33 protein-coding genes and 1 riboswitch are annotated in these 22,978 nt (G+C 35.6%); of the genes, 9 read left to right on the top strand and 24 right to left on the bottom strand.

The window, feature by feature from the left end; genetic code table 11:
• Window positions 1–138 precede the first annotated feature (138 nt).
• From ESZ47_RS01475 to ESZ47_RS01460, 4 genes are all read right to left on the bottom strand, one after another.
• The gene (locus ESZ47_RS01475) at window positions 139–795 is read right to left on the bottom strand and encodes a hypothetical protein (RefSeq protein ID WP_148604118.1); all 657 of its coding nucleotides are present in this window, start codon (window positions 793–795) and stop codon (window positions 139–141) included.
• Window positions 792–1,709, bottom strand: coding sequence for a recombinase RecT (locus tag ESZ47_RS01470; protein ID WP_148604117.1), 918 nt, complete (start codon window positions 1,707–1,709; stop codon window positions 792–794). The genes ESZ47_RS01475 and ESZ47_RS01470 overlap by 4 nt, the downstream gene beginning before the upstream one ends.
• A 2-nt stretch (window positions 1,710–1,711) precedes the next feature.
• Window positions 1,712–1,894: a TrwK protein gene (locus ESZ47_RS01465; protein ID WP_148604115.1), complete on the bottom strand. Its 183-nt coding sequence runs from the start codon at window positions 1,892–1,894 to the stop codon at window positions 1,712–1,714.
• A gap of 93 nt (window positions 1,895–1,987) precedes the next feature.
• Window positions 1,988–2,191 (bottom strand): helix-turn-helix domain-containing protein, encoded by a 204-nt coding sequence (locus tag ESZ47_RS01460; protein ID WP_148604113.1) that lies wholly within the window; start codon window positions 2,189–2,191, stop codon window positions 1,988–1,990.
• Between the two features lie 130 nt (window positions 2,192–2,321).
• Here ESZ47_RS01460 and ESZ47_RS01455 point away from each other — a divergent pair, with 130 nt between their 5' ends.
• A complete protein-coding gene (locus tag ESZ47_RS01455; RefSeq protein WP_084033699.1) occupies window positions 2,322–2,537 on the top strand; it encodes a hypothetical protein in 216 nt (71 codons plus the stop codon).
• A 1-nt stretch (window position 2,538) separates the two neighbouring features.
• On the opposite strand, the gene ESZ47_RS01450 is transcribed toward ESZ47_RS01455, so the two are convergent.
• From ESZ47_RS01450 to ESZ47_RS01425, 7 genes are read right to left on the bottom strand one after another with little or no spacing between them, the layout of a single operon-like run.
• Window positions 2,539–2,841, bottom strand: a complete 303-nt coding sequence (locus tag ESZ47_RS01450; protein WP_148604111.1) for a hypothetical protein — start codon at window positions 2,839–2,841, stop codon at window positions 2,539–2,541.
• Window positions 2,842–2,852: 11 nt separating this feature from the next.
• Window positions 2,853–3,017, bottom strand: a complete 165-nt coding sequence (locus ESZ47_RS09340) for a hypothetical protein (RefSeq protein WP_167497037.1) — start codon at window positions 3,015–3,017, stop codon at window positions 2,853–2,855.
• Window positions 3,017–3,247, bottom strand: a complete 231-nt coding sequence (locus ESZ47_RS01445; protein WP_148604109.1) for a hypothetical protein — start codon at window positions 3,245–3,247, stop codon at window positions 3,017–3,019. The genes ESZ47_RS09340 and ESZ47_RS01445 overlap by 1 nt, the downstream gene beginning before the upstream one ends.
• A gap of 9 nt (window positions 3,248–3,256) precedes the next feature.
• Window positions 3,257–3,499: a hypothetical protein gene (locus ESZ47_RS01440; protein ID WP_148604108.1), complete on the bottom strand. Its 243-nt coding sequence runs from the start codon at window positions 3,497–3,499 to the stop codon at window positions 3,257–3,259.
• 9 nt (window positions 3,500–3,508) lie between these two features.
• A complete protein-coding gene (locus ESZ47_RS01435; RefSeq protein WP_148604106.1) occupies window positions 3,509–4,297 on the bottom strand; it encodes a phage antirepressor in 789 nt (262 codons plus the stop codon).
• A 13-nt stretch (window positions 4,298–4,310) separates the two neighbouring features.
• The gene (locus tag ESZ47_RS01430) at window positions 4,311–4,574 is read right to left on the bottom strand and encodes a hypothetical protein (protein WP_036091285.1); all 264 of its coding nucleotides are present in this window, start codon (window positions 4,572–4,574) and stop codon (window positions 4,311–4,313) included.
• Window positions 4,575–4,589: 15 nt separating this feature from the next.
• Window positions 4,590–4,832, bottom strand: a complete 243-nt coding sequence (locus ESZ47_RS01425; protein WP_148604104.1) for a DUF739 family protein — start codon at window positions 4,830–4,832, stop codon at window positions 4,590–4,592.
• A 172-nt stretch (window positions 4,833–5,004) separates the two neighbouring features.
• Here ESZ47_RS01425 and ESZ47_RS01420 point away from each other — a divergent pair, with 172 nt between their 5' ends.
• The 4 genes from ESZ47_RS01420 (at window position 5,005) to ESZ47_RS01405 (ending at window position 8,409) form a co-directional block, all read left to right on the top strand.
• A complete protein-coding gene (locus ESZ47_RS01420) occupies window positions 5,005–5,697 on the top strand; it encodes a S24 family peptidase (RefSeq protein ID WP_148604102.1) in 693 nt (230 codons plus the stop codon).
• A gap of 62 nt (window positions 5,698–5,759) precedes the next feature.
• Window positions 5,760–6,356 (top strand): hypothetical protein, encoded by a 597-nt coding sequence (locus ESZ47_RS01415; RefSeq protein ID WP_148604100.1) that lies wholly within the window; start codon window positions 5,760–5,762, stop codon window positions 6,354–6,356.
• Window positions 6,357–6,424: 68 nt separating this feature from the next.
• Complete coding sequence (locus ESZ47_RS01410) at window positions 6,425–7,138, top strand: hypothetical protein (RefSeq protein WP_148604098.1); 714 nt, start codon at window positions 6,425–6,427, stop codon at window positions 7,136–7,138.
• 191 nt (window positions 7,139–7,329) lie between these two features.
• Window positions 7,330–8,409 (top strand): site-specific integrase, encoded by a 1,080-nt coding sequence (locus ESZ47_RS01405; RefSeq protein ID WP_161595274.1) that lies wholly within the window; start codon window positions 7,330–7,332, stop codon window positions 8,407–8,409.
• A gap of 48 nt (window positions 8,410–8,457) precedes the next feature.
• Here the strand turns inward: ESZ47_RS01405 and trmB are convergent, their stop codons facing one another.
• From trmB to ESZ47_RS01390, 3 genes are read right to left on the bottom strand one after another with little or no spacing between them, the layout of a single operon-like run.
• Window positions 8,458–9,117, bottom strand: a complete 660-nt coding sequence (gene trmB / locus ESZ47_RS01400; RefSeq protein ID WP_148604094.1) for a tRNA (guanosine(46)-N7)-methyltransferase TrmB — start codon at window positions 9,115–9,117, stop codon at window positions 8,458–8,460.
• Window positions 9,118–9,129: 12 nt separating this feature from the next.
• The gene (locus ESZ47_RS01395; protein WP_148604092.1) at window positions 9,130–10,416 is read right to left on the bottom strand and encodes an ABC transporter permease; all 1,287 of its coding nucleotides are present in this window, start codon (window positions 10,414–10,416) and stop codon (window positions 9,130–9,132) included.
• Complete coding sequence (locus ESZ47_RS01390; protein ID WP_148604091.1) at window positions 10,406–11,146, bottom strand: ABC transporter ATP-binding protein; 741 nt, start codon at window positions 11,144–11,146, stop codon at window positions 10,406–10,408. The genes ESZ47_RS01395 and ESZ47_RS01390 overlap by 11 nt, the downstream gene beginning before the upstream one ends.
• Before the next feature lie 154 nt (window positions 11,147–11,300).
• Between ESZ47_RS01390 and ESZ47_RS01385 the strand changes: the two genes are divergently transcribed.
• The 3 genes from ESZ47_RS01385 to ESZ47_RS01375 are packed head-to-tail and all read left to right on the top strand — an operon-like array spanning window position 11,301 to window position 12,969.
• Entirely contained in the window at window positions 11,301–11,723 is a 423-nt protein-coding gene (locus ESZ47_RS01385) for an HIT family protein (protein ID WP_148605695.1), read from the top strand.
• Between the two features lie 38 nt (window positions 11,724–11,761).
• Window positions 11,762–12,004, top strand: a complete 243-nt coding sequence (locus ESZ47_RS01380) for a hypothetical protein (protein ID WP_148604089.1) — start codon at window positions 11,762–11,764, stop codon at window positions 12,002–12,004.
• 56 nt (window positions 12,005–12,060) lie between these two features.
• Window positions 12,061–12,969, top strand: a complete 909-nt coding sequence (locus ESZ47_RS01375; RefSeq protein ID WP_148604087.1) for a peptidylprolyl isomerase — start codon at window positions 12,061–12,063, stop codon at window positions 12,967–12,969.
• A 115-nt stretch (window positions 12,970–13,084) separates the two neighbouring features.
• On the opposite strand, the gene ESZ47_RS01370 is transcribed toward ESZ47_RS01375, so the two are convergent.
• The 10 genes from ESZ47_RS01370 to ESZ47_RS01325 form a co-directional block, all read right to left on the bottom strand.
• Window positions 13,085–13,822 carry a 3-oxoacyl-ACP reductase gene (locus ESZ47_RS01370; RefSeq protein ID WP_148604085.1) on the bottom strand — a complete coding sequence of 246 codons (738 nt, stop codon included), beginning with the start codon at window positions 13,820–13,822 and terminating at the stop codon, window positions 13,085–13,087.
• The gene (locus ESZ47_RS01365; RefSeq protein ID WP_148604083.1) at window positions 13,819–14,376 is read right to left on the bottom strand and encodes a QueT transporter family protein; all 558 of its coding nucleotides are present in this window, start codon (window positions 14,374–14,376) and stop codon (window positions 13,819–13,821) included. Before ESZ47_RS01365 ends, ESZ47_RS01370 begins: the two co-directional genes overlap by 4 nt.
• Before the next feature lie 5 nt (window positions 14,377–14,381).
• A riboswitch (PreQ1 riboswitch) is annotated at window positions 14,382–14,427 on the bottom strand.
• Window positions 14,428–14,461: 34 nt separating this feature from the next.
• Entirely contained in the window at window positions 14,462–15,760 is a 1,299-nt protein-coding gene (rpoD, locus tag ESZ47_RS01360; RefSeq protein ID WP_148604081.1) for an RNA polymerase sigma factor RpoD, read from the bottom strand.
• 55 nt (window positions 15,761–15,815) lie between these two features.
• Window positions 15,816–17,663, bottom strand: coding sequence for a DNA primase (dnaG, locus tag ESZ47_RS01355; RefSeq protein ID WP_148604079.1), 1,848 nt, complete (start codon window positions 17,661–17,663; stop codon window positions 15,816–15,818).
• Between the two features lie 226 nt (window positions 17,664–17,889).
• Entirely contained in the window at window positions 17,890–18,192 is a 303-nt protein-coding gene (locus ESZ47_RS01350; RefSeq protein ID WP_148604077.1) for a PTS sugar transporter, read from the bottom strand.
• Window positions 18,193–18,210: 18 nt separating this feature from the next.
• The gene (locus ESZ47_RS01345; RefSeq protein WP_148604075.1) at window positions 18,211–19,053 is read right to left on the bottom strand and encodes a PTS system mannose/fructose/sorbose family transporter subunit IID; all 843 of its coding nucleotides are present in this window, start codon (window positions 19,051–19,053) and stop codon (window positions 18,211–18,213) included.
• Window position 19,054: 1 nt separating this feature from the next.
• Window positions 19,055–19,918 carry a PTS mannose/fructose/sorbose/N-acetylgalactosamine transporter subunit IIC gene (locus ESZ47_RS01340; protein ID WP_148604074.1) on the bottom strand — a complete coding sequence of 288 codons (864 nt, stop codon included), beginning with the start codon at window positions 19,916–19,918 and terminating at the stop codon, window positions 19,055–19,057.
• Window positions 19,919–19,943: 25 nt separating this feature from the next.
• Window positions 19,944–20,438 (bottom strand): PTS sugar transporter subunit IIB, encoded by a 495-nt coding sequence (locus tag ESZ47_RS01335; protein WP_148604072.1) that lies wholly within the window; start codon window positions 20,436–20,438, stop codon window positions 19,944–19,946.
• Window positions 20,439–20,452: 14 nt separating this feature from the next.
• On the bottom strand, window positions 20,453–20,884 hold the full coding sequence (locus ESZ47_RS01330; RefSeq protein WP_148604070.1) for a PTS sugar transporter subunit IIA: 432 nt from the start codon (window positions 20,882–20,884) through the stop codon (window positions 20,453–20,455).
• A 206-nt stretch (window positions 20,885–21,090) separates the two neighbouring features.
• Entirely contained in the window at window positions 21,091–21,648 is a 558-nt protein-coding gene (locus ESZ47_RS01325) for a TetR/AcrR family transcriptional regulator (RefSeq protein ID WP_148604068.1), read from the bottom strand.
• A gap of 142 nt (window positions 21,649–21,790) precedes the next feature.
• On the opposite strand from ESZ47_RS01325, the gene ESZ47_RS01320 reads away from it, so the two are divergent.
• Window positions 21,791–22,924 (top strand): alpha/beta fold hydrolase, encoded by a 1,134-nt coding sequence (locus ESZ47_RS01320; protein ID WP_148604066.1) that lies wholly within the window; start codon window positions 21,791–21,793, stop codon window positions 22,922–22,924.
• The last annotated feature ends 54 nt before the right edge of the window (window positions 22,925–22,978 follow it).

Raw genomic sequence — 22,978 nt, 5'->3', positions numbered from 1 at the left:
TTACCTCCTTTGGGCTTCACACCCTTTCGTGTGGTTACGCCACATCGCCATCATACGAATGAACATCAACGAATTGAGCGACTTAAACTCTTTTCACTGGTTAATCAGTTTAGTGACGATGATCAGGTCATATCGACCTTAATTTAATTGTTTGGCGATTTCGGAAAGCATCTGTTTGAAGTCTTTGCCGGTGTAAATTTCTTCATCTTGGATATCGTCCCAGACTTTAGAAAATTCATATTTAATCGCTTTCTTCGCTTCTTGAACTTCTGTTAATTTAGGCGGTTCATTTTCCATTGCTTTGGCTTGAACAAATTCTAGATTCAATAACCTTGTTAGCGCTCCGGTTGGTTTACCAGTAGCGGTAAAATTGCTAATCTTTAACCAGTCTGCCTTGATGGTTAGTGGTGTTTTAAGTTGATACGATTCGTTGCGTTCGTCAATTTCTTTTTGCAACACTGGTTGTAATTGCTTTAGACGACCGACATTCCACGTATTTTGTTCTTCCGTAATATCTTCAATAATTGAATCAGCGGTATCTTTAACAGCAAACAATCCACCATTACGTTCCGTTAATTCCTGTTCATAGTCCTTAACATTTTGCTTAACAGACTTCTTGATTAAGTCAGATACTTGCTTCATGTCCTTTTTCAAAGCAGCCATACTCTGCGCATCTACTTTGCTATCAATCGCAGTCACTTCGACACCATTCAGCGTTGCTCGCAAATCGTTCCAGTTTTGTGCCACACCGTTTTCAAAGCTAATTAACGGCATTACTGTCTTTGGTTCACTCATTTTACGTCCTCCGAAGTCTCATTCTTTTCAGCAAATGGATTAGGTGCATCACCTGTATCTACTCCAGAAAACAGGTTGTCATTATCTTCTTCTGGTTGATTATCAATAATTTCTGGTACAACGTTTTGATCGTCAGTAGTAGTGATTTCTTCTGTTTCTGGAGTAACATCACGTGCTTCACGTTCGTTCTTGTCATCTTCTGCAATAGCTTGCGCAACCTTGGTTGTCTTGGGAGCAAACTTAAGCAGGTCTTTCATCACTGTTTTAATAGCCATTGCATCAAAGTCTGTATACCATGGTGTCTGTGGTGTTTTACCGTAACGGTCTTTATGGTCTGGTCCCTTATAGGTTTGGCTGAACTTCATAGCATGATTAATCACTCTTTGGATTGGCCAATACTTGACGATGCGTTCACCATCTAAGTAATAAAATGCAAGGTATCCAGCTACTGGGCTTTCTCCATCTACGTATGGATCATAGTTTTCGTTTTCCATCGTGAATTCATCAAATACATAGTTGTAATGTGGCTTGTTTGCTTCATAAACAGCACTTCCACCCAAACGACCAACACGTCCGGTATTTTGTACAAGCTTGATAATCCCTCGATAGCCTAGTTGAAACTGAGCTTTAACATCTTTGGTTACCCACTTACCATCTACCTTTGCTCGCTTTCCATAAGGGATAACGTAGGCTTCACCAAGGTCTGGCAATACTGACAAATCAAGAATGGCTGCTCGCATTGCAGCGTTAGTTAGGTCATTCATGTTTGTTTTTGCTAAGTCTGGGTTTAATGCCACGACCGTTGACAATCCGCTTAAGAAACCGGCTGCGTTGTCTTTCAATATTTCCTCAAAATGCTTTTGCATCTTGTCACTGTTAATAATTTTTTGAACTTGTGCTACTTCATTTGCCATAATTAATCTCCTGATTCTAACTGTGTTAATTCTTGTTCGAGTTCTTCTACGTAATTTTGGCAACCTTGAATTTCGTCCAATGCTGCATCACGTTCTTTGCATAAGTATTCAATTCTGCTCTGCTTTTTTCGCCATGCTAAACTTTCAACATCTGGCTGATAATGAGCTAACGCATCTTGTACCATTTGCATTTACCTCGTTTCTTGCTATAATCGAGATATAAATTTCTTGCGAATAATTTATATCTTTGCGCTTTAACTGTTCCAGCAGTTAGGCGCTTATTTTTTTGTTCTAAATTCATCTAAGCTGACATCTAGTGCATCAGCTATTTTTTCCATGGTTTCAAACTCAACATGCTTATTGGCACCTTTTCTAATATCGTAAATAGTTGTTTTACCAATTGTTGTATGCTGAAATAACCAGTACCATGTGAGTTGCTTTTTCTTCAAAACTTCATCAATTTTATTGCTTTTAAAAGACATTTTTTGACCTTGTTCTTTCTATCTAAAATGGTATTCTTAACTTATACAAGCGTTCGGGTTATCGAACTAACGTTTGCAAATTTAATTTGAGAGTATCCGATTTTCAAATCGGTACAGAAAGAGTTTTTTTATGCCACTAATGACACCTGGTCCTACCGGAAATAGTGATTCTACTCTTAGCTTAGCTGCTAATATTCTATCTTCTGTTTATGAACATAACGCCCAGTTATATACTCATTTAGGGAGAACAGAATTAAGCCAGTCAGAACCAATTACAATTGAACAAGCAGCGAAAGATTTCCAAACTTTGGTTGAAACCGTACGGTCATCTAAATATGGAAACTGATTCATTTTAATATCACATCTAGCAACACGGCTAACTCATTTATAAGTGCCGGGTTGTTTTTTATATCTTCTGGACTTATTGATTCAGATGCCTTTAAAAACAATTTATTAGCTTCGGTTATAACATTTTCTTTTGTAGGCTCTTTAATGTGTTCTTCTACTTCCTGATCAGTTGTTTTCGTGACTTCAAATCCAAAACTCATAGTTGTTGTGTTGTCATCATTTTCTTTATTTGATCGTGTAAACTCTTTTAACTCAAATTCGCCGTCCAACAAACCTTTTATTAATCTAATTAATTGTTCCATTGCTTTTCTCCTTATTTAACACGCATGTACTTGTTGCTGCCATCTGTTCCACCCATTCGTTCCAGACGGCGCTTATTTCGTTGATGTTCACGTTCTTGTGACTCACCTTGCAAAACGCCACCTACGAAAACTATTATTAATACGACCGCTACTGCTATTACTTGTAAAAACCACATTATATTTCTCCTGTGATATATTCGTGTACCGTTGCTTCTTTATTGATTTGTCGCAAGTTATGGATCAACTCCCCTAGTTCGTATGCAGTTGTATCTAATTCAGCAACTAAGTCGTCATCTGGCGAACCTGATGCTAAATCAACTGCCACTTCTACCGATTCGTTTAACTTACCAATCAAAATCTCTAGCTTTGGTTGCTCAAATTCATTCATTACTATGTTTTTATTCATGGATCACCCCTAAAATTTCTTTACTTGGTAAGTTACATCACCATTGTTTTCAATCTTTACATCTGCGCTAGCCTGTAATGTTGCATCTACAATGGCTTGCAATTTGATTGACTCAATGTAATATTCGTAATCGATAAAACTTTCTGTTTCTGGCGAGTAACCACTTCTAGAATTTTGAAGTTCTGCGCTAGCTTCAGCTAGCAAACGAATTACTTTTTGTGCTGTTTTTTGATATTGTTCTTTGTTTGTCATTTTTTATCCTTATGCTATTTCTTCTTTTTCAATCAATGGCAAGTAGCTATTTTCTTTTAGCAGTTCATATAATCCAAGTCGTCCCTTTTGCGTCCACTTAGTATTTGGAACTAATTTCGTTGTTCCGTCTTTTTTGACAACCTCATGTGTTTCTGATTGAGTCCATCCTTTTCGTTGATGTTTTGCATATAATAGCCATGTGGTACCTTGCTTGTACTGCACGCCTAATTCATGAAGTAATTCGTTCATCTTTACACCACTCATGCCATAGTCTTTAGCAATGAATGTAATTGTTACCAATGCTTTGTTATTGAGAATGACATCTGCATAATCGGCTTTTGGTTTCAATTCGTTAACCTGTTGATTGAGCACCAAATTATTTTGTTGTAGTTCTGCCTTTGCTTGGCGTTCAGTTTTCAACTCAGTTGCTAGACGAATAATAGTATCTGGATCAGTTAGCACTTGTTCAATTTTTGCATCAGTCATATATGCGCCATGCTTACGAATGCTTGGCAGCACTTCATGATTTACCCAACGCATAAACTTTCTAGCCTCTGCTTTACGACTCGCCCCGATAAATGAATACAATCCCGCTTCACTTACGATGTTAGCTTCACCTTGACGACCTAGATTAAACCTAGACCGTTCATCATCGTCTAATCTCTTCAAAGCATCAGATGTATTTTTAATATCTAATGTTTTTGTTAAATCAATAGCAACGAACCAAGTCTCGTTATCTTTTGTTACTGTTCTTACTTGATTGCCATTAAAGTCAAACGGCATAATTTCTGTTGTCATGTTATTTGCCTTTCTAAATTTCACCTTCGTATGTTTTTCCAACGCTCATGCACGCCTTGAATTTTTCCCAAGCTAACCTAGGAATAACACCCCCACGTTGGTCGAACTTAATATACGGTGCATCTGGACGGCTTAGGAAATGTTTCCTAATTGCCGTAATGCTCATTTGTTCGTAAAGCTCTAAAATTGGAATAGTTAGTGAAGCAGGCCAACCAATTTCGTTGTAGGTCTTTATTTGTTGCTTACGCTCTTCGGTAAGTTCCCACCCTTTTGTCATCTGATCACTTCCTTTCTATGCATTTTGTTTATGTTCAGTTTTCTGAACTTTGACTGTAAAAAAATAAGTTGCTAGTTCTTCATCACTAATGCTTAACACCTTGCTGATATTCATCATCTCGTCTTGACGAAATGGAACGCCTTTTAATTTATTAGTTAGTGAGGCTGGTGAAATTCCGATTTTCCTAGCTAAAGAACTTTGGTTAAAACCCTTTGATTTCATGCGTCCATACAGACGTTCGTAGTCAAATTCAATCATTAATGTCCCTCCTTTTTATTTTGTTCAGCTTTTCTGAACACTTTTATATTACCACCCTTATTTTTATAATGCAACACTTTAATTCAGTTTTCTGAACTTTATTTTAAAAATTTGTTGAGTTTTGCTGAACTTTAGTTTATACTTAATTTGTAACATATTAAGGAGAACAAATATGGAAAGCTTTAACTCTAGACTTAAAACAGCTATGGAGTACAAAAATATAAAGCCTGCTGATTTGTCCAAAATGACAGGAATCGGAAAGTCTTCTATTAGCCAGTGGTTATCTGGAAAATATTCTGCTAAGCAAGATAAAATATTCATAGTTGCCAAAGCTTTGAATGTTAATCCCAGTTGGTTAATTGGTGCCGATGTTCCTATGAATGACGAAACTGTACTTGACAGGATATATAATGTATCCAACAAACTTAATAAGAACAGGCAGGAAAAAGTTTACGACTTTGCAAAGCAACAATATAATGAACAAAACAATATTGTTGAACTTCCTCTAATCAAAGAAGTTGAAATATCAGGAGCGGTTTCAGCAGGAACTGGTGAATATCTTGGTGACGGTCACAAAGAAATCGTTTCATATAATGGTGACGTTCCTGTTCACGACTTCGCTGTTGTTGTAAATGGTGATTCAATGCTCCCCTTGTTTGATGATAAGCAAATTATATTCGTCAAGAAAACTACAGAAGTTCGTTCAGGTCAGATTGTTATTGCTGATTACGACCAACAAGCTTTCGTTAAGAAGTATGTTAGCGATGAATCTGGTTCACGATTTGTTTCATTGAATAAAAAATACGATGACATGACTATTGATGAGAACCACGAAAGCTCTATCTTTGGTGTCGTCGTACTATAAACCGCTTTGCGGTGTACATATTATGTGCTAAGCATTCACATTAAAATGCTGGGAGGTCATTAATGATAATTGTTATTATAATTATTGCTATTACTGTATTCTTTATTTACAAATCAAAAAGTAACAACCCATCTACAGAAAATAAAACAAACAAAGAACATAGGGTCATAAAACAAATAAATAAAGAATTTAGTAATATGATACAAAATTCCAACGAACGCAGTAAACAAGAATTAATAAAGAAAACACGTTCAGTTTATTATCGTAACCCTAGCGACTTTATCATGTTTGATGATACAAAAAAAACAGTTTCTTTTAATAAAGGAACATTTAATTATAATCAAATAATGGGTTATACAATGTACGTCGATACTGATGATAAACATTTGAAAGGAGCGGGTGGCGCTTTAACCGGAGGATTACTAATGGGTCCAGTAGGAGCTGTTGTTGGTGGTTTAGCCCGTCACGGTGTAGACAAAAGCAAGTTTAAGAGTTGTGGCGTAAAAATAAAAATAGGTGGAAAAACCTATGATATACAAACTAGCAAACGTTCTGATAAAAATACAAAAGGCAAAAAAATAGCCAAATCAAAATCTATATCAACGGCAATCGAAGATGCAAAGATGATCAGTACAAAATTAGAAAATGTTTTAAAATAATCAATGCCTTAACGGGCGTACATATATGTGCTAAACAACCACATTAAAAGGTTCGGGAGAATTGTAAATTGTTTGATTATAACAGCTTTATAAAAAATATTGATTTATGGAAGAAAAAACCATTATTTTGGGTAGCGATGTTTTTTTTATGGCCCCTATTCTTACTTTGGATTTTGGGATTATGGTCAATTCGTGATATAAAAACAAATCGGGAAATTAAGCCGTGGTATAAAACACGAGGTGTTTACGGATTAATTATAGTAGTAGTGATAGTATTCAATATCCTCCATTCTGGTTTAGAAAATCATAAGTCAGCTGACCCGAACACACAGAGATATTCATCATCGTCTTCTTCTGAAAATGATGATGATGATATTTCTGAAGAAAATGATAATTCTGAATCTTCTAATAGCTCTGAAGCACAGAAATCAAGTATTGATGCGGCTGAAAAATCAAGCTCCGAAGCAGCTGAAAAAGCTAGCGCCGATGCAGAAGCTAAAGCTAGTTCTGAAGCGGCCCAATCATCTCTAATTTTTGCAAGTTCTCAGAGTTCTTCTATTGCTGAATCTCAATCACGTGCTAATTCAGTTGCTGCTCAACAAACAACAGAACAATCACAGGCAACTCCAACTACGGAAGCTGCTGATGGTAATATCAATAACACCGGGCGCAATAAGTGGGCGATCCAAGACGGATATACATGGCAAACAAGAAAAGGCCATTCAACTGTCATTGCTCCTGGACAGTCATTACCTGCTGGATACCATTGGGAAGTTCAATAAAAAAATTTGCAACACTATTTAATGCCCTTTCGGGCGTACATAATAGACAATGAAGTCTCTAAAATAAGCAAATAAAAAAGCACACCCTAATCTTTGACCGGACAAGGTGTGCTGAAAGTATACTATAAACGCACGGGGCGTTCTATCTAATTATACCAGATATGCGCCTCTTTTTAAGGAGGCTTTTTTATATGGCGAGTTTTGAAAAACGTGGCAAGAAATGGCGAGCTGTTGTTTCTGCTATTGAGGGTGCTAATCGTGTAAAAAGAACAAAAACATTTCCTACAAAACGAGAGGCAGTCGCATGGGCAGTCAAAGTAGAAAGCTCTAAAATAGATGGATATGAAATTGCACGCTCAAAAATAACCTTACCTGAATACTTTTTAGAATGGTATGAAAGATATCGCAAGCCGGATATAAGAGAATCTACGCAAGCTAGATACATAAGCGAGTATCATCGTGTTATCAATTTATTTGATGGTATAAAGTTAGACCAGTTAACCACTCCCCTTATCCAAGACAAACTTGACGAATACGGAAAAACAGTCGCTTACACCACCATCGCTAAATTCTGGGATATTGTGAAGTCATCGCTAAGAGACGCTCATATTGATGGTTTGATAAAGAAGGATATATGGTCTCGTGTCAAAGTTAGATCAACTAAAAGCGGAGCGCATAAAGGTGTTTTATCTGCCAAAGAATTTGTCAAATTGCAATCTTATCTCTATCAGCATATTGACAGTGATTCCGACCTTGGCATTTTGATTGCTCTAGAGACTGGTGCTAGGCTTGGAGAAATAGCGGCTATAACTATTAATGATATAGATTTTAAAAAGAGCACAATATCTATATCAAAGTCCTATTCGGTCGCAGTTCAAAAAGTAACAGAAACCAAAAATGAACAGTCTCATCGCATAATATCAATCACTAATGATTTAAAAAATGTTTTACATGAACATCAAAGTAATCTCCCTCTTTATAGTCATTATTACAATAGACAGTTTTCCAGAAGACTAAATTATATTTTAGAAAATCTTGATATACCGAGAATAAGATTTCACGATTTGCGACATTCACACGCTAGCTTTTTACTATACAATGACGTATCAATTGATTATGTTTCAAAAAGGCTTGGCCATAAAAATACTCGCATCACTTTAGATGTTTATGCTCACATGTTGAAAGAAAAAGAACAGGAACAAGACCAGATAGCATTATCCTTTTTATCTTCAAGTCCCCAAATGTCCCCAGATAGCAAAAACAACGCCTAAATCAGACGTTGTTTTTTGTTTATATAATACTCTGTAAACCTTGTCGCTCTAGAAGTGAGCTTTAATCTTATAAATTGGTTGCCCCTTAGCCATAAACTTCTGTTCATACTCAGTTTCTATATTGCCCAACACTTTTTCTTCATCTGCATGCAAATCAAGCGTGTAATCTTCAGCGGTCCAACGCATACCATAATCAATAAAACTAACCATTGAATATTCAAACAAATGACGGTTATCCGTCTTAAATTCCACTTCACCATGTTCAGGCAAAACAGCCTCATAAGAGTTCAAAAATGACTTATAAGTTAAACGCCGTGATTCATGACGCTTTTTCGGCCAAGGATCGGAGAAATTTAAGTAAATTTTATCTACCTCACCTTTTTCGAAATAGGTTTCAACACCGTTTCCATTGCCATAAATATAACGTAAGTTTGGCAATGTACCAACTTGATCAAAGCTCTTACGAGCCGCAATAGCAATTGCTGTTTCTTGAATTTCCATACCGATATAGTTGATCTCTGGGTGCGCCAAAGCCATGCCAAGGATAAACTGTCCTTTTCCTGAACCTATTTCAAGATGAATTGGTTGTTTCTGATCAAACAAAGATTGCCATTGACCAATTTGCGCTGTCGCACGATCTTGATCAATTACAATATTCGAATGTTCTGCTAGCCAATCGCCAGCCCAAGGTTTTGAGCGTAAATGCATAAAAAATCTCCATTATTTTTTAATTTTTTTAATCATGTATGGAATATAACTCTTTTGCAGTCCAATAATAACTACAGATAACACTATCAATAACAATATTATTCGCTGCATTGAAAAGTTGGTTACCGCAACTGTAATAATGCATAGTGTACATACAAAATAATTCATTGTCCTATGTAATCGAATAAACATTTGTTGTTTGTTTGAATTAGGTATGGGCATCAATCTTGTCCAAAGTTTCTTTTGCGTATCTGAAAAAAGGGGTAACAACTGAAAATTGACAAGATACACTATTATAATGGCAATACCGATAATTAACCAATCTGGAGCTGACTTAAGCACACCAATAATAATCATACCTATTATTATTAATCGAGTAATTAGGGGTAATATTTCAGTATCTCTAGCTAATCGTGTCCAATATAACTTTAGCATTGCAGGCTTGCTTTTAATCAGACGATACAAAAAAATATCTAAATAAAATCGTCTTTTAATTATTTTCGGCTGATTAGGAATTTCAGCAAACATCGAAAAAAAATGCAACACATGCTGCTGTTGGTTTTGCGCTTGTTGAATAGCACTATTCCAATTCATTGCAAATGAATTTGCTTTGAAACGATTAATATAAAAGTAACGATACGCAACTACCGTTAAAACAGACCAAGCAACTACTAAAATGTATATTGGCGAACTAGTTAATGTAAGAATCAATTCCAGAAAAATACTTGGTACTAAAATTTGAAACAATAATTTTTCAGCCATTGAATTTGGTTCAAAAACTTTAATCGTCTGCCTGCGTTGCTTTAAAAAAAGTTTATCTCGTTCGTATAACAGTAAAATCAATTTGTATGTGATTATAAATACTACTATAGCAACAACTCTTGCCATGCTACTAACATAAATACGAAGTAATAATGGCACTACAACACCAATAAATATTAGTTGCCAAATGCTAGCATATATTATACTAATTCTAATAGCAGACGAAAGATATTTTTTTATAATGTCTGAATCATTACCTAAAAGATATAGTCGATCTGCTGGTCTAAAATAAGTCAACAAATCACCAATGTGTAAACCAATTAACAACCAAATAATGATAACTACTTGCCACCAATTGGAACGCCAAAACATAATTGGATACGATGTATTTAATAGTTCACGATATCCAAGGACAAATGCACCAAACAGTATCACTAAAAATAGTACAAAATGATCATTAAACAATAACCGGAAATACTTAACATTAGTTCGTTGCGTTCGCCGGAATCTTTGCCAAAATAACTTGTTACCCTTCATTAGCTAACTCCCGCTGCATTAAATCAAAGAGTTCATCCAGATTGTTAACTGATAATTGATTTTCTTCAGCTAATTCTGAGGGAGAGCCAACAAATCGTACTTTACCTTCATACAACACCACAAATTGATCCACAAACGATGCCGCTGAGGCTAGCAAATGCGTTGTAATCAAAATACTGTTACCGAGTCTAGCTTGTTCTTGTATTAGCTGTATAACATCTCTTTGCGCTAGTGTGTCTAACCCCAAAAATGGTTCATCAACAATCAAAAGTGGTGCATTTAACATAAATGCAGATACTAACATAACTTTTTGACGCATACCTTTAGAAAAATGAATTGGTAACCAATTTAATTTGTTTTCTAATCTAAAAAGAGTCAGTAACGATGCCACACGAGTCCAAGATGTTTCATTATCGATATCATGCGCCGCTAACATTAGATGTAAGTGCTCGCCTAAAGTCAATTCATCATATAAAATTGGCTGCTCCGGAATATAAGCAATCTGCGATTTAAACATTGTTGGCTCAGACACAATGTTAGTACCATTCAAACAGATTGAACCCATTTGCGGCTGTAACTCACCGATAACATGGTTAACCGTTGTTGATTTACCAGCACCGTTCAATCCAATCAATGCAACTATTTTACCATCGGGCACATCAAATGTAATATTTTTTAAAACATTGTTACCAGCATACCCACCAGATAGATTGTTAATTTTTAATCCCATACATTTTATTATACCAAGCATGCAATAACATTTGTACGAAAACGGTAAAAATCACAGACGAATTTATCTATTCATCTATAAAAAATGTATGTTTTAGTTATAACGCTATATTTGTTATAATAGTAATGAATAAATTGAAATGGAGATTAAGGTATTGGATATTTTTGATAAAATTATTGCGGGTGAAATACCAAGTTACAAAATTTATGAAGATGACGACGTAATTGCATTTTTAGATATTTCACAAGTTACTCCTGGGCACACTTTGGTTGTACCAAAACAAAATGTTGATGATATTTTTGGCTATACAGATGATATAGCAACCAAAGTATTGTTAAAATTACCAAAAATCGCAAAAGCCATCAAAAATAGTGATAGCCGTATCACCGGTCTTAATATTCAATCTAATAATGGTGTTTCTGCCGGTCAAACTGTTATACACTCCCACTGGCACTTGATTCCTCGTTATGACGGTGATAATCTAAGTGGCATATTAGCTCCTACCATTGACAACAGCGCTGATTTTTCACCAGAACGTTATCAGGCAATCGCTGACCATATTTCTGCTCAATTTTAACTAAATACTCCACACGATATCGGAATGAGAGGCATTATATGAAATTATTCGATAACATTAAAAGTCTCGTAACAGATATGAAAGAAATTTCTCTTTTGCTAAAAGAGCTGCAATCTCAACAGCGTGAATTAACTGAACAAATGGACAAGCTACAACGTATTTCCGAAGATATACAGTTAGACATTGAAAAAATGAACTTTAAAAATAAGCCTCATCTTGCTCGTATTGATGAAGCCACCGAACATATCAATGCTGAATTAGCGAAGTTTAAAGCGCGCTAGTTGCATTTGTGGTAAAATATTTAATATTGTATCTAGGAAAAGGAAAGTATTATCACATGCGAAAATTTATTTGGGGACTACTCGTCGTTATTTTTATCGGTGGACTAGTCTTTCTTGGTTTCAACTCGTCAAAAACATTAATGACTTCAAAAGTTGGTAAAATTACGGAAAAACAGTTTTATGAAGATGTCAAGACCTCATCAGCTGGGCAACAAGAATTTGCTAACATGGTCATCAACAAAGTCTTAGCAGCCAAATACGGTGATCAAGTCTCAGACTCAGATGTTCAAAATGCATATGATGCGCAAAAAGCGCAATATGGCTCATCATTTAAAAGTGTCTTAGCTTCTAACAACACAACTGATGCACAATTCAAAAAGAATATCAAAAATAATTTAATTATTAACGCTGCGATTAAAGCAAATTACAAGGTTACAGATAAGCAACTCAATACAGCTTACAAAAACTATCACTCTGACACGACTATCTCAATGATTACAGCTAAAGATGAATCTAAAGCTAAAGAAGCTATTGCCGCATTAAAGAACGGTGATAAGTGGAACACTGTTTATAAGAAATATTCTACAGATAATACTTATAAGTCAACAAATGGTAAAATGCCAGCCTTTAATTCAACAAATACTAGCATTGATTCAGCTGTCCAAACTGCAGCATTCAAGTTAGACAATGTTGGCGACTATTCAGCGGATCCAGTTACTGGTACCAGTGGTAGCTATTATGTTATTCAATTGAATAAAAAGACAACAAAACCTTCAATAAGCAAATTACGTAGTACATTATCTACTCAAATCGTCACTGACTTTATCAATAATTCTAATAACACAAGTAAAATACAAGCCATTGTTGGCAAAATTTTACGTCAAAACAATGTTAGCATCAAAGACAGTGATTTAAAAACTGCTTTGAATACGTATTTAACTGCCGGTCTTTCTTCTTCAAAATAACCGAGTAAATAATTGCTAGCAATTATTTTAAAACGTAAAAGACGCATTCTCTAAAAGAATGCGTCTTTTTATTGTCACCTAAAATGAGTGTTTAAACACGTTCTCATTTTTACCCTCAGTGTCCCAAAGTCCACCCACCGTCAATAGGAATCACCGCACCGTTAATATAGTCAGACTGTTGACTAGTTAAAAACACTGTCAAATCTGCTACTTCCTGTGGCGTTGCCCACCGTTTTGCTGGCGTTTGACTCGCCACTTGTGCAGCCATCTCACCTTTTCCTTCAAAATCTTTTGCAGTCATTGCAGTTTTTACTGCACCAGGAGCAATTGCATTAACATGAATACCTTTATCAGCATAGTCGAATGCAAGTTGTTTGGTATAGCCAATAATTGCATGCTTGCTAGTAGTATACGCTGCACCCCCACCTCCAGCACTGAAACCTGCAATTGAAGCCATATTAATAATATAACCATGACCGCGACTAATCATTTTAGGCAGTACACAATTTGTTAAAATGAACATTGGCGTGAGATTAACATTTAATATGTGTTGCCAAATAGCATAATCAATATTTAATGAAGGTTCATAGTTATCTAAAATACCAGCCGTATTTAATAAAATATCAATCGATTTTTTACTCACTATAGTAGTAACCAACTGTTCTAGCTCCGCATGTTGTGATATATCAATTTGATAAGCATGTAGTTTCGGATGAATGTATTTTATTTTTTGTCTATCTAAAGCATAGACTGTCGCACCTTGATTTAAATATGTTTTTAACTGACAAAAACCGATACCTGATGCGGCACCGGTCAATAGAATATTTTTGTTTTTAAAACTTTGCTCTGTCATTTTTCTAACTTCACTACTTTGTTCAAAGTAAAAATCAAGACACCACCTACAATCAAAGAAACAAGTTCCCCTGGAACAACACTAATATAATATGCAAACCACTGAGCAAAAATTCCACCTGAAGAGCCAGATGCAAATGAACCACTAGCACCTATATTAAAGGCAAAAGTAAATTCTGCTGCTAAAATAGCCATTCCTAGAGTAGATACTACTGTTGAACTTATAATTATTTTCCACACAGCATAATGTACTTTTCGAGTTAAAAGATATGTTACGGACGTCATAATTAATGTTCCTGCTGTGCCGAATACCCAGTCAATCCAACCTAACGGTGAAATTAAATTAGCAATGAAGACACCAAGCCCTAATGCGATAATATACCGCTTATTCCATGCGGTTAGATGATTCAGCCCTTCCGATAAACGAAGTTGGACTGGCCCAAAACCAATCGGGGCAATGACTAAAGTAATAGCTGCATATAATGCAGCGACTAATGCGGTCAAAGTAATATTACGTGTACGATTGCTCTGTAGTGTATTGACTGTTTTTTGCATAAACATGTCTCCTAGTTTTTTTAAGCGGGATGGTTGATGAACCGCTGTTATGATTTAAGTTTAAAGAATTTTTAATATCAAATTATTAATTTGTGCTTTCATCCATAAAATCTTTTAATTGTTTAGAACGACTTGGATGGCGTAATTTGCGTAAGGCTTTAGCTTCAATTTGACGAATACGTTCACGTGTAACACCAAATACGCGCCCAACTTCTTCCAAAGTACGTGTGCGGCCATCTTCCAATCCAAAACGCAAACGCAAAACATTTTCTTCGCGATCCGTCAACGTATCCAAAACAGACTCTAATTGTTCTCTTAACATTTCGTACGCTGCAGAATCAGCTGGAGAAATAGCTTCGTTATCTTCAATAAAATCACCTAGATGAGAATCATCTTCTTCACCAATTGGTGTTTCAAGAGATACTGGCTCCTGAGCGATTTTAAGAATTTCACGGACCTTATCGGCAGTTAAGTCCATTTCGGCCCCAATTTCTTCAGGAAGTGGTTCACGTCCCAAATCTTGCAATAATTGACGTTGTATACGAATTAATTTGTTAATTGTCTCAACCATATGCACTGGAATACGAATAGTTCTTGCCTGATCAGCAATAGCACGTGTAATTGCTTGACGAATCCACCACGTTGCATAAGTTGAAAACTTAAATCCTTTTGTATAATCGAACTTATCAACAGCTTTCATCAAGCCCATGTTTCCTTCTTGAATCAGATCCAAGAACTGCATTCCACGGCCAACATAACGCTTAGCAATAGAAACAACTAATCGTAAGTTAGCTTCAGCTAATTCTTGTTTAGCTTCAACATCCCCGTCTTCAATTCGCTTGGCAATTTCAATTTCCTCATCGCCTTTAAGTAAATTGACACGACCAATCTCTTTAAGATACATACGAACAGGATCATTAATTTTAATACCCGCTGGTGTTTCTTCCGCTTCAGCAAGTTCTTGATCTGACGGCTTATTTTGTTTTGCTTTCAGCACTTCAGGTGCTGGGTCACCATTATCATCAACAATAGCAATACCTGCATCTTCAACTTTTTCCATCAAACGTTCAATGTTTTCTTCATCTAAGTTGAATGGTTCTGCTAAACGCTTTGATAAAGCAACGTATGTAATGGCCTTAGCTGCCTTATATTCAGCAATCAATGCCTTTGTAGCCTTATCATATTCAGGATTCTTAAGCGGCCCTGACTTTTTAACTGTTTTTGGTTTCGAAGCTTTACCAGCGGCGGCAGCTTGCTCAGGCGTTTTTCCTTGAGCTAATGCTAACAATTCAGCTTTTTTGGCACGACTATTATAAACAATATTTTGTTCATCGAGGTAGTCTTTGATCTCTGAAATTTTACTTGAACTTGAAATAGATGTCATATTTACTCCTATAATTTATACTACGACTATGGTAAGTTTACTTCAATAAACAAAACTAATTTTGTTTTTTCTTTATATCTATTAACTCAGTAGACAATTGAATTAATTTAGCATCGTCATGCTGTTGTTTAGCAATTTCTATTAACCGTTTCAACTCTGCGACACGGTTTGATATTGGCGCCTCTTTCATAATTATCCGTAAGTAATCCTGAATGGCATCGTGTTCAATTATTAGTTCCCCGAAAGCACGATCAATAGCCATAATTTTTTGATTTAAATTAGGTTTCTGAATAAAATCCATAAATTGAGCAATATCAAACGGTCCTAAGTTATCCTGTTGATATATATCTGCTAACATCATTAATAGTTGATATTCTGAATGAACAAAAGCAAATCCTGAAGTGGACTTAACATACTCCATGGTTCGTCGGTCTTTAATCATTGCCATAATTAACGCTCGTTCTGCCAACTCAACTTTTGATACTTTTTCGTATCGATCAACCTCGTTATGAAAACTAACTTGATGATAATTCTCTGTTTCATTGAAAGATTTCTGCTGATATGACGGCTGAGTAGGTAAATGACTTGGATGAATATTTATCTGCCGTAATTGATCTTGTAAGGCTTGCTTCGATGTACCAAATTCTTTAGTAATTCTTGTCAGCTGAATATCTTGTTCAACAGGCGTCGCTGTTTTTAAAATTTGCATCACTTCATGTAAAAATGTGAGATACTGTGACTGATTATTTAGGTTTTTCCCAATTCTAGCCTCATTAACCAAAAATTCTATTGGCGTCAAAATACTTTGATTGAGTGACTTCTTCAGCACCTCTAGCCCACGTTGAGTGCGAACCTCATCGGGGTCTAATTGGTCTGGTAAATGAACGACACCAATCTCCACGTGTTTCGGACTATTTTCAATTAATTCAATCGAACGCTTCGTGGCATTTTGTCCAGCTTCATCACTATCGTATACAAGTAAGATTCTTTTCGCGAGGCGTGTCAATTGTCGAACATGTTCAGATGTTAAAGCCGTACCCATCGTGGCAACACCAATTTTTTCATCAGCCATATGTGCCGAAATAACATCCATAAAACCTTCAAAAATCATTACAGTGCCGGTCTGCCGAATCACATTTTTAGCACGATCCAAATTATATAAAATACGACCTTTAGTGAAAAATGGACTTTCGGGACTATTCATATATTTAATTGAATTATCCGAATCTAATGCGCGACCCGAAAAGCCGACTACTTGGCCCGCATCCGTCCTTATTGGCCAAACAATGCGCCCTGAAAATCGATCACGCATCTCTCCATTCATATCATTAGTAATAAATAGTTGAGAGGCAGTTAATAGTTCATGTGATAAATTCTGTTCCTTGGCATAATTACATAGCAGGTCATCATTCGGGACAAACCCAATTCCAAAAGTTTTAATTACTTCATCACTCAATTGTCTGACATTGTGTAGATAAGAGAGAGCTTTTTCTCCGGATGTCGTATTAAGCAATGTGTGTTGGTATAGTCTTTGAGCATCAGTATGTAGCTGATAAATCGCTTGTGTTGTACCATCAAGTTGACTACCATTATTTACTGAAAGACTACTATCAACAGGAATGTTAGCACTTTCCGCTAATCTAAGAATAGCTTCCGGATAACTACATCCTTCTTTTTCCATCACAAAAGAAAAAACTGACCCTGAACGACCACACGAAAAACAATTAAAGACCTGCTTATTTTCTTCAACAAACAAAGACGGGTGTCTATCATCATGAAAAGGACATGAACCAGTCCACTGTCGACCTTTCTTAACTAATTGCGTATACTGTCCTATAATGTCAACAATATTTACTTTTGATCGTACGTTATCAATAAATTCCTGAGGGATACGATTTGCCAAAGGGACCACCTTTCAAATAATAAAAGTCGCAAACTATGTGGCTTGCGACTGAAATCATTCAACTACGTTTAATTATAAAGTTTAACAATTATTTTGTCAACCCCCTCTCTAAACGTTAAAACACGTTTAAATCAGCGTTTTAAAGGATTATATTTAGCAAAAAATAGATATTATGTTAACTAAAAAGCACTTCACACAATCAAAGTGAGAAATACTTTTTAATTAACTATTCATCTGTTTTGAGCATTAATTGATATTGATTCTCGATTTTGTCAACATTTTTTTGACCTTTGTATATGGCATAACCTATAGTGAATACAATCATAACGTTAACAACGCATAAAACTATTCCAGTAGTAACTAGCCAAATGTTTTGATGAATAAAGAAATATATCAAAAGAATACTCAGACCAACAAACATTGAAAATAAGGATTGCCAATGTCGCAGATTTTTAATCATTTTTTTTTGGTAAGCTATTTCATTTTCATAGCCACTTTCAAAATTTTGAATATTCTTTGTCTTTGACATCGTATCATTCCCTCAACTTTAATAACTAAGACCTGGGTTAAAGAATCCAACCAATACGCCAGCTAATGCAATCACAACTAAAATAAGCATAACTTTTATTGGAGAAATATTCTTTTTAGCCATTAACCACCAGCACAATACAACAAACAAAGCAGTTAATAGACCAGGATACACTGAATTCAACTTATCTTGTAAAACTAAATACGCCTTACCTGAAGAGTTCTTCAGCGTAAATGATGTATTAACAGTCACCCACGTAGCGGCGACACCGCCAACAACCATACCACCCACCGTGGCAATTGCTTTACGAATTGCTTTACCTTGAGCACCGACTAAGATTCCTACAGCTTTATCGCCCAATTCATAACCTTTGAAGTAGGCAAAACGCATACCGAAGTATCCTAATAAATTCCAGACGATGATATAAAATATAGCACCTAGAGGTGAGCCACCATCTGACATACCCAATGCGATACCCAGAATAACTGGGATCAATGTTCCTACAACCAATGAATCGCCAATTCCTGCAATGGGTCCCATCAAACCAGCTCGAAGACCATTGATAGTCGTATCATCCACGTTACCATGATTGGCTCTTGCTTCTTCTAGACTGGCCGTCACACCAACAATGACTGTGCCTAATTGCGGTTCTGTGTTAAAGAATGCCGTATATGTTTTCATTGCTTTCTCTTGGTCAGCTTTGTTATCATACAACTCTTCAACAATAGGAAGCATTGATGTTAAGTAACCAAAAGTTTGCATATGCTCTTGAGAAAATGCCGTTAAATGACCGTAAAACCAATAATGAAATGATTTGTTCAGTGTCTTACGAGAAATTTTCTTTTTTTCTAAGTTGTCCATGTTAAATGTCCTCGTCTTCCTCATCATCATCGACCACGTCAGCGGTTACTCCCACTGCCGCAGCTTGCTTATTGGTACTAATTGCCATATCTAATTTATAAGAAATCATGGCGAAAATTAATGACACAACTGTCACTGAAACCAAATTCAACTTTAGTGATGCAGCAAATGTGAAGCCCACAAAGAACGGAATAAAATCAACAGGGCTATCAACTATTTGTTTCAACAAAATTGCAATACCCACACAAGGTAATAACGCACCAACAGTAAACAATGTTTTCATTGGAATACCGTCCATTGGTAACGCGGTTTTCAAAGCGGTAACCGCACTTGATCCAAAATGCGTCATCAAAAGTGTTGGAATAAATGAGAAGAAGAAATGGGAAATCCAAGGTAGACCCCAATCAACCACATATAATTTTTTAAATTGTCCTTTTTCAACAGCTCGCCACCCAATATGCTGCCAAACCAAGTTCATCGTTGCAGTACCATAAAATAGTACAGTTCCAACAGTTCCAACCAAAGTACCCATTGACTTGGCCAAATCAGCTGCATTTCCCGAGGTAGCGGCTAATCCTTGTGCATGGATGGCAACCATGGCCAAGGGTATACCGATATACGAAACCGCACGTAAATCAGCAGAAACCGTACCTCCAGGAGTAACTAACGCTATATAAACCAATTGCATCGCCACACCAGCTGCAATACCGGTTTTAAGGTCTCCCAAAACTAAACCACAGACCAAGCCACCTACTAACGGACGACCTAAAGTATAGTTACCAATTGTAGAACCCGCCATACCTGGCATAGAAGATAAACTGGCAAAGATACCTAAAATACTTGCTTGCACCCAACTAATTGTCATATTTCTAACCTCTTTTTATGTTAGACTACAGATCAAACTTACCACGGAAACTATCCCAATAACCGATTGAAACATCCGGTAATAGTTGGAACTTAACTTGATATCCTTTTTCTTGAATCTGATCAAAAGCTTTAGCTTCATCTAGCGTTATTGACTGATTGTTCCCAAGTTTAATTGCATCAGGACGATCATTAGCTGGTCCAATAATAATTGTTTTAACTTGGTCAGGTTTAAAATCAAAATCAACTAAAATTGTCTTCATATCTTGTGGTGTTTTCGTAATCAAAAAATATCGACGCTCAGAATCCAAAACTTGTTGTGCTTTTTCTTTAAAATGTTCCAATGTCCAAACAAACGTCTTTTTCTCAGAGGCACTTTTAAATGCATCTTTTAAAATGGGGTTCGCTGCTGCTGCATCATTAACTGCAATCAACCCATCACATGGGTATTCTTTCGCCCAACGTGTTACAGTCTGCCCATGAATAATTCTGTCATCAACACGTACAAATGAAATGCTCATAGTTATTTATCCTTTCAAATCTCATCGTCATCTTCTGTTTCGCGAGTAATTTCAAACTGCTTCAACGCCGTAGCACCTTCACGTAAAACATTAGTGATTAATTCTTCTTTAGTAGCATTATCTTTTAAAATAGCTGTGTTTAGTGCCATTGGAAAATTCATACCACCAAGAACAACCGCACTCTCTAGCAAATTTTCTTGATTTAAGACATCTATTGCTGTTGTTAAAGGACTGCCACCAATAATGTCTCCTAGTACAAATAATTCTGCTCCCTTTCCAACCTCTGAAAGTAATGCTTTAAATCGATTTTGAAACTGATCCGTAGACTCACCTGATTGTAGCCCTATCGCTTTAACTGTCTTAATATCATCGCCGATAAACATACCTAGGGCATCTTTTAAACCTTCAGCAAATTGACCGTGACTAATTAGAATAAGATAGCTCATATTTTTCCCCTATCCTTGCACAAATATTCTGTTATTTTAAGTCCATATGAAACTTTATTTTCGGTTTAATGTAAGCGCTTGCATAACCTAATTTTTATTTTACACTTACTACCTGAAAAATACAATCATAAATTTAGTAATTAATTCTTAAGAGTTTTTTATCATACTAACATGGCGCTATAAATAATACCTAACCATCTACATTATTAACTCAAACCATTTGATAATTCAAGTATCTTTTTCCTAATATCTTCGACAAAAGTAAGTGTTTCTGTATCAATACCGTTTTCAAATGTCCAATCCAATGTATCAAACACCATACTTGCACCAAACTTTGCGACCAATTTTTTATGTTTTACATTCGATTCTTCAGAAAGATATTTTAGCCAATGAGTATATAATATTTTTTCAAATTTTGGCTTTAAATTATATGCTTGTTCGTCAATAGAAAATAAAACTTCAATAATTAATCGCCTTTCAATTAATTCATCATAGAATTGTACAATCGTTTTCTCAAATTGACCAGTAATCAAATCTTCAACTCGTTTCGAAACATTTTTTTCAAAAACATGTAACTGTTTTTCAACTATTTGATTCAACAAATCATATTTATCCAAATAATGTAAATAGAAAGTTGATCTACTTGTTAATGCCTGTTTACAAATATTATCAACAGTAATGGATTTAAAAGATTTTTCGTTTAACAAATAGGCCAAAGCATTTTCGATACTTTGTTTTGTCTTAAATTTTCTAATATCTGCCATACAAATTATTCCATTCTTGTCTCTTAGTGGACATTACACACTCATAATGTCCATATATGGACATTATCATACACAATTAACAATGGTTAGTCATTATGCTGTTCATTATAATGAATTTAACAAATAAGAAAAGAGGTTTTTTATGTTTTATGAATATGTTAAAGGCAATCTGCAATGGAACTTACAAATTAACCGTCAATTAGAGGGATTAAAAGAAAATAAAAACGTCAAAGAAGAATTAAAAACAGCAATTCCAAAATTAACAAATAAGGAAACGTGGTATCAAACATGGTTTTCCTTAGGAGAAATAGCAGAGCATAATAAAAATTATAAACTTGCCTGCGCTTATTTTGGTTTAGCACAATTTTATCTTAGCACTGATGATCAGAAAAAAATGCCAGTTGTGCATCGGTACCTGGATAATTTTTATCAATCACATCAAGAAATTAATTACGAAAGTTACCAAGTGCCATACCAGAATAGTTTTTTACCAGCAATTAAAGTTAATATCAATCCCAAGGCCACCAAAACACTAATTATAATCAATGGTTTTGATAGTTTTATGGAAGAGCTTTTAGTTGCAGTGAACTTTTTCAATGGTACAGCGTACAACATTATTCTATTTGACGGGCCTGGACAAGGCCGTGCATTAATTGACAATAAGATTAAATTCACACCGTACTTTGAAAAACCTATTAGCGCTATTATTGATTACTTTGGTTTGGATCAAGTTGATGCTATGGGCGTTTCGTGGGGAGGATATTTTGTTATTCGTGCAGCGGCTTATGAAAAAAGAATCAAAAATGTTGTTTGCTTTGACTTCTTTTATGATGGATTGCATACTTTTTTGAAAGACTTGTCTGAACCAAACCAAAAAGAAATTCAACAACAACTCAAGATAAATAACGTTGACGCTATCAACAAATTATTATCACCACTCATCAAAAATAATACCAATGTGAATTTCCTCTTTACCAAAGGATACGAGAATACTGGTACAAGTACGCCTTACACCCTATTAAAAGAAATTGAAAAACATACCATTAGAGGAATCGGTCATCTAGTTGAACAACATGTGCTTCTACTGGCTGGTAAAGAGGATCAATATGTGCCATTCAAGGACCTGGTTCTAGAACAACAAGAACTCACCAATGTAAAATCGCTAGACATAAAAATCTTTACAAAAGAAACGGGTGGTGAACAGCATTGTCAAGCCGGACGCTATGATTTAGCGTTAGACGCTATTCGAAATTTTTTATCAAAACATACTGAATAACTTACAATAATCTGGCTTAACTACTCTCAAAACTTAACTTATGTTATAATTAAA

Origin of the sequence: Leuconostoc litchii (genome assembly GCF_008107645.1) — a bacterium.
GTDB lineage: Bacteria > Bacillota > Bacilli > Lactobacillales > Lactobacillaceae > Leuconostoc > Leuconostoc litchii.
This window is presented reverse-complemented; position numbering and strand designations above follow the sequence as displayed.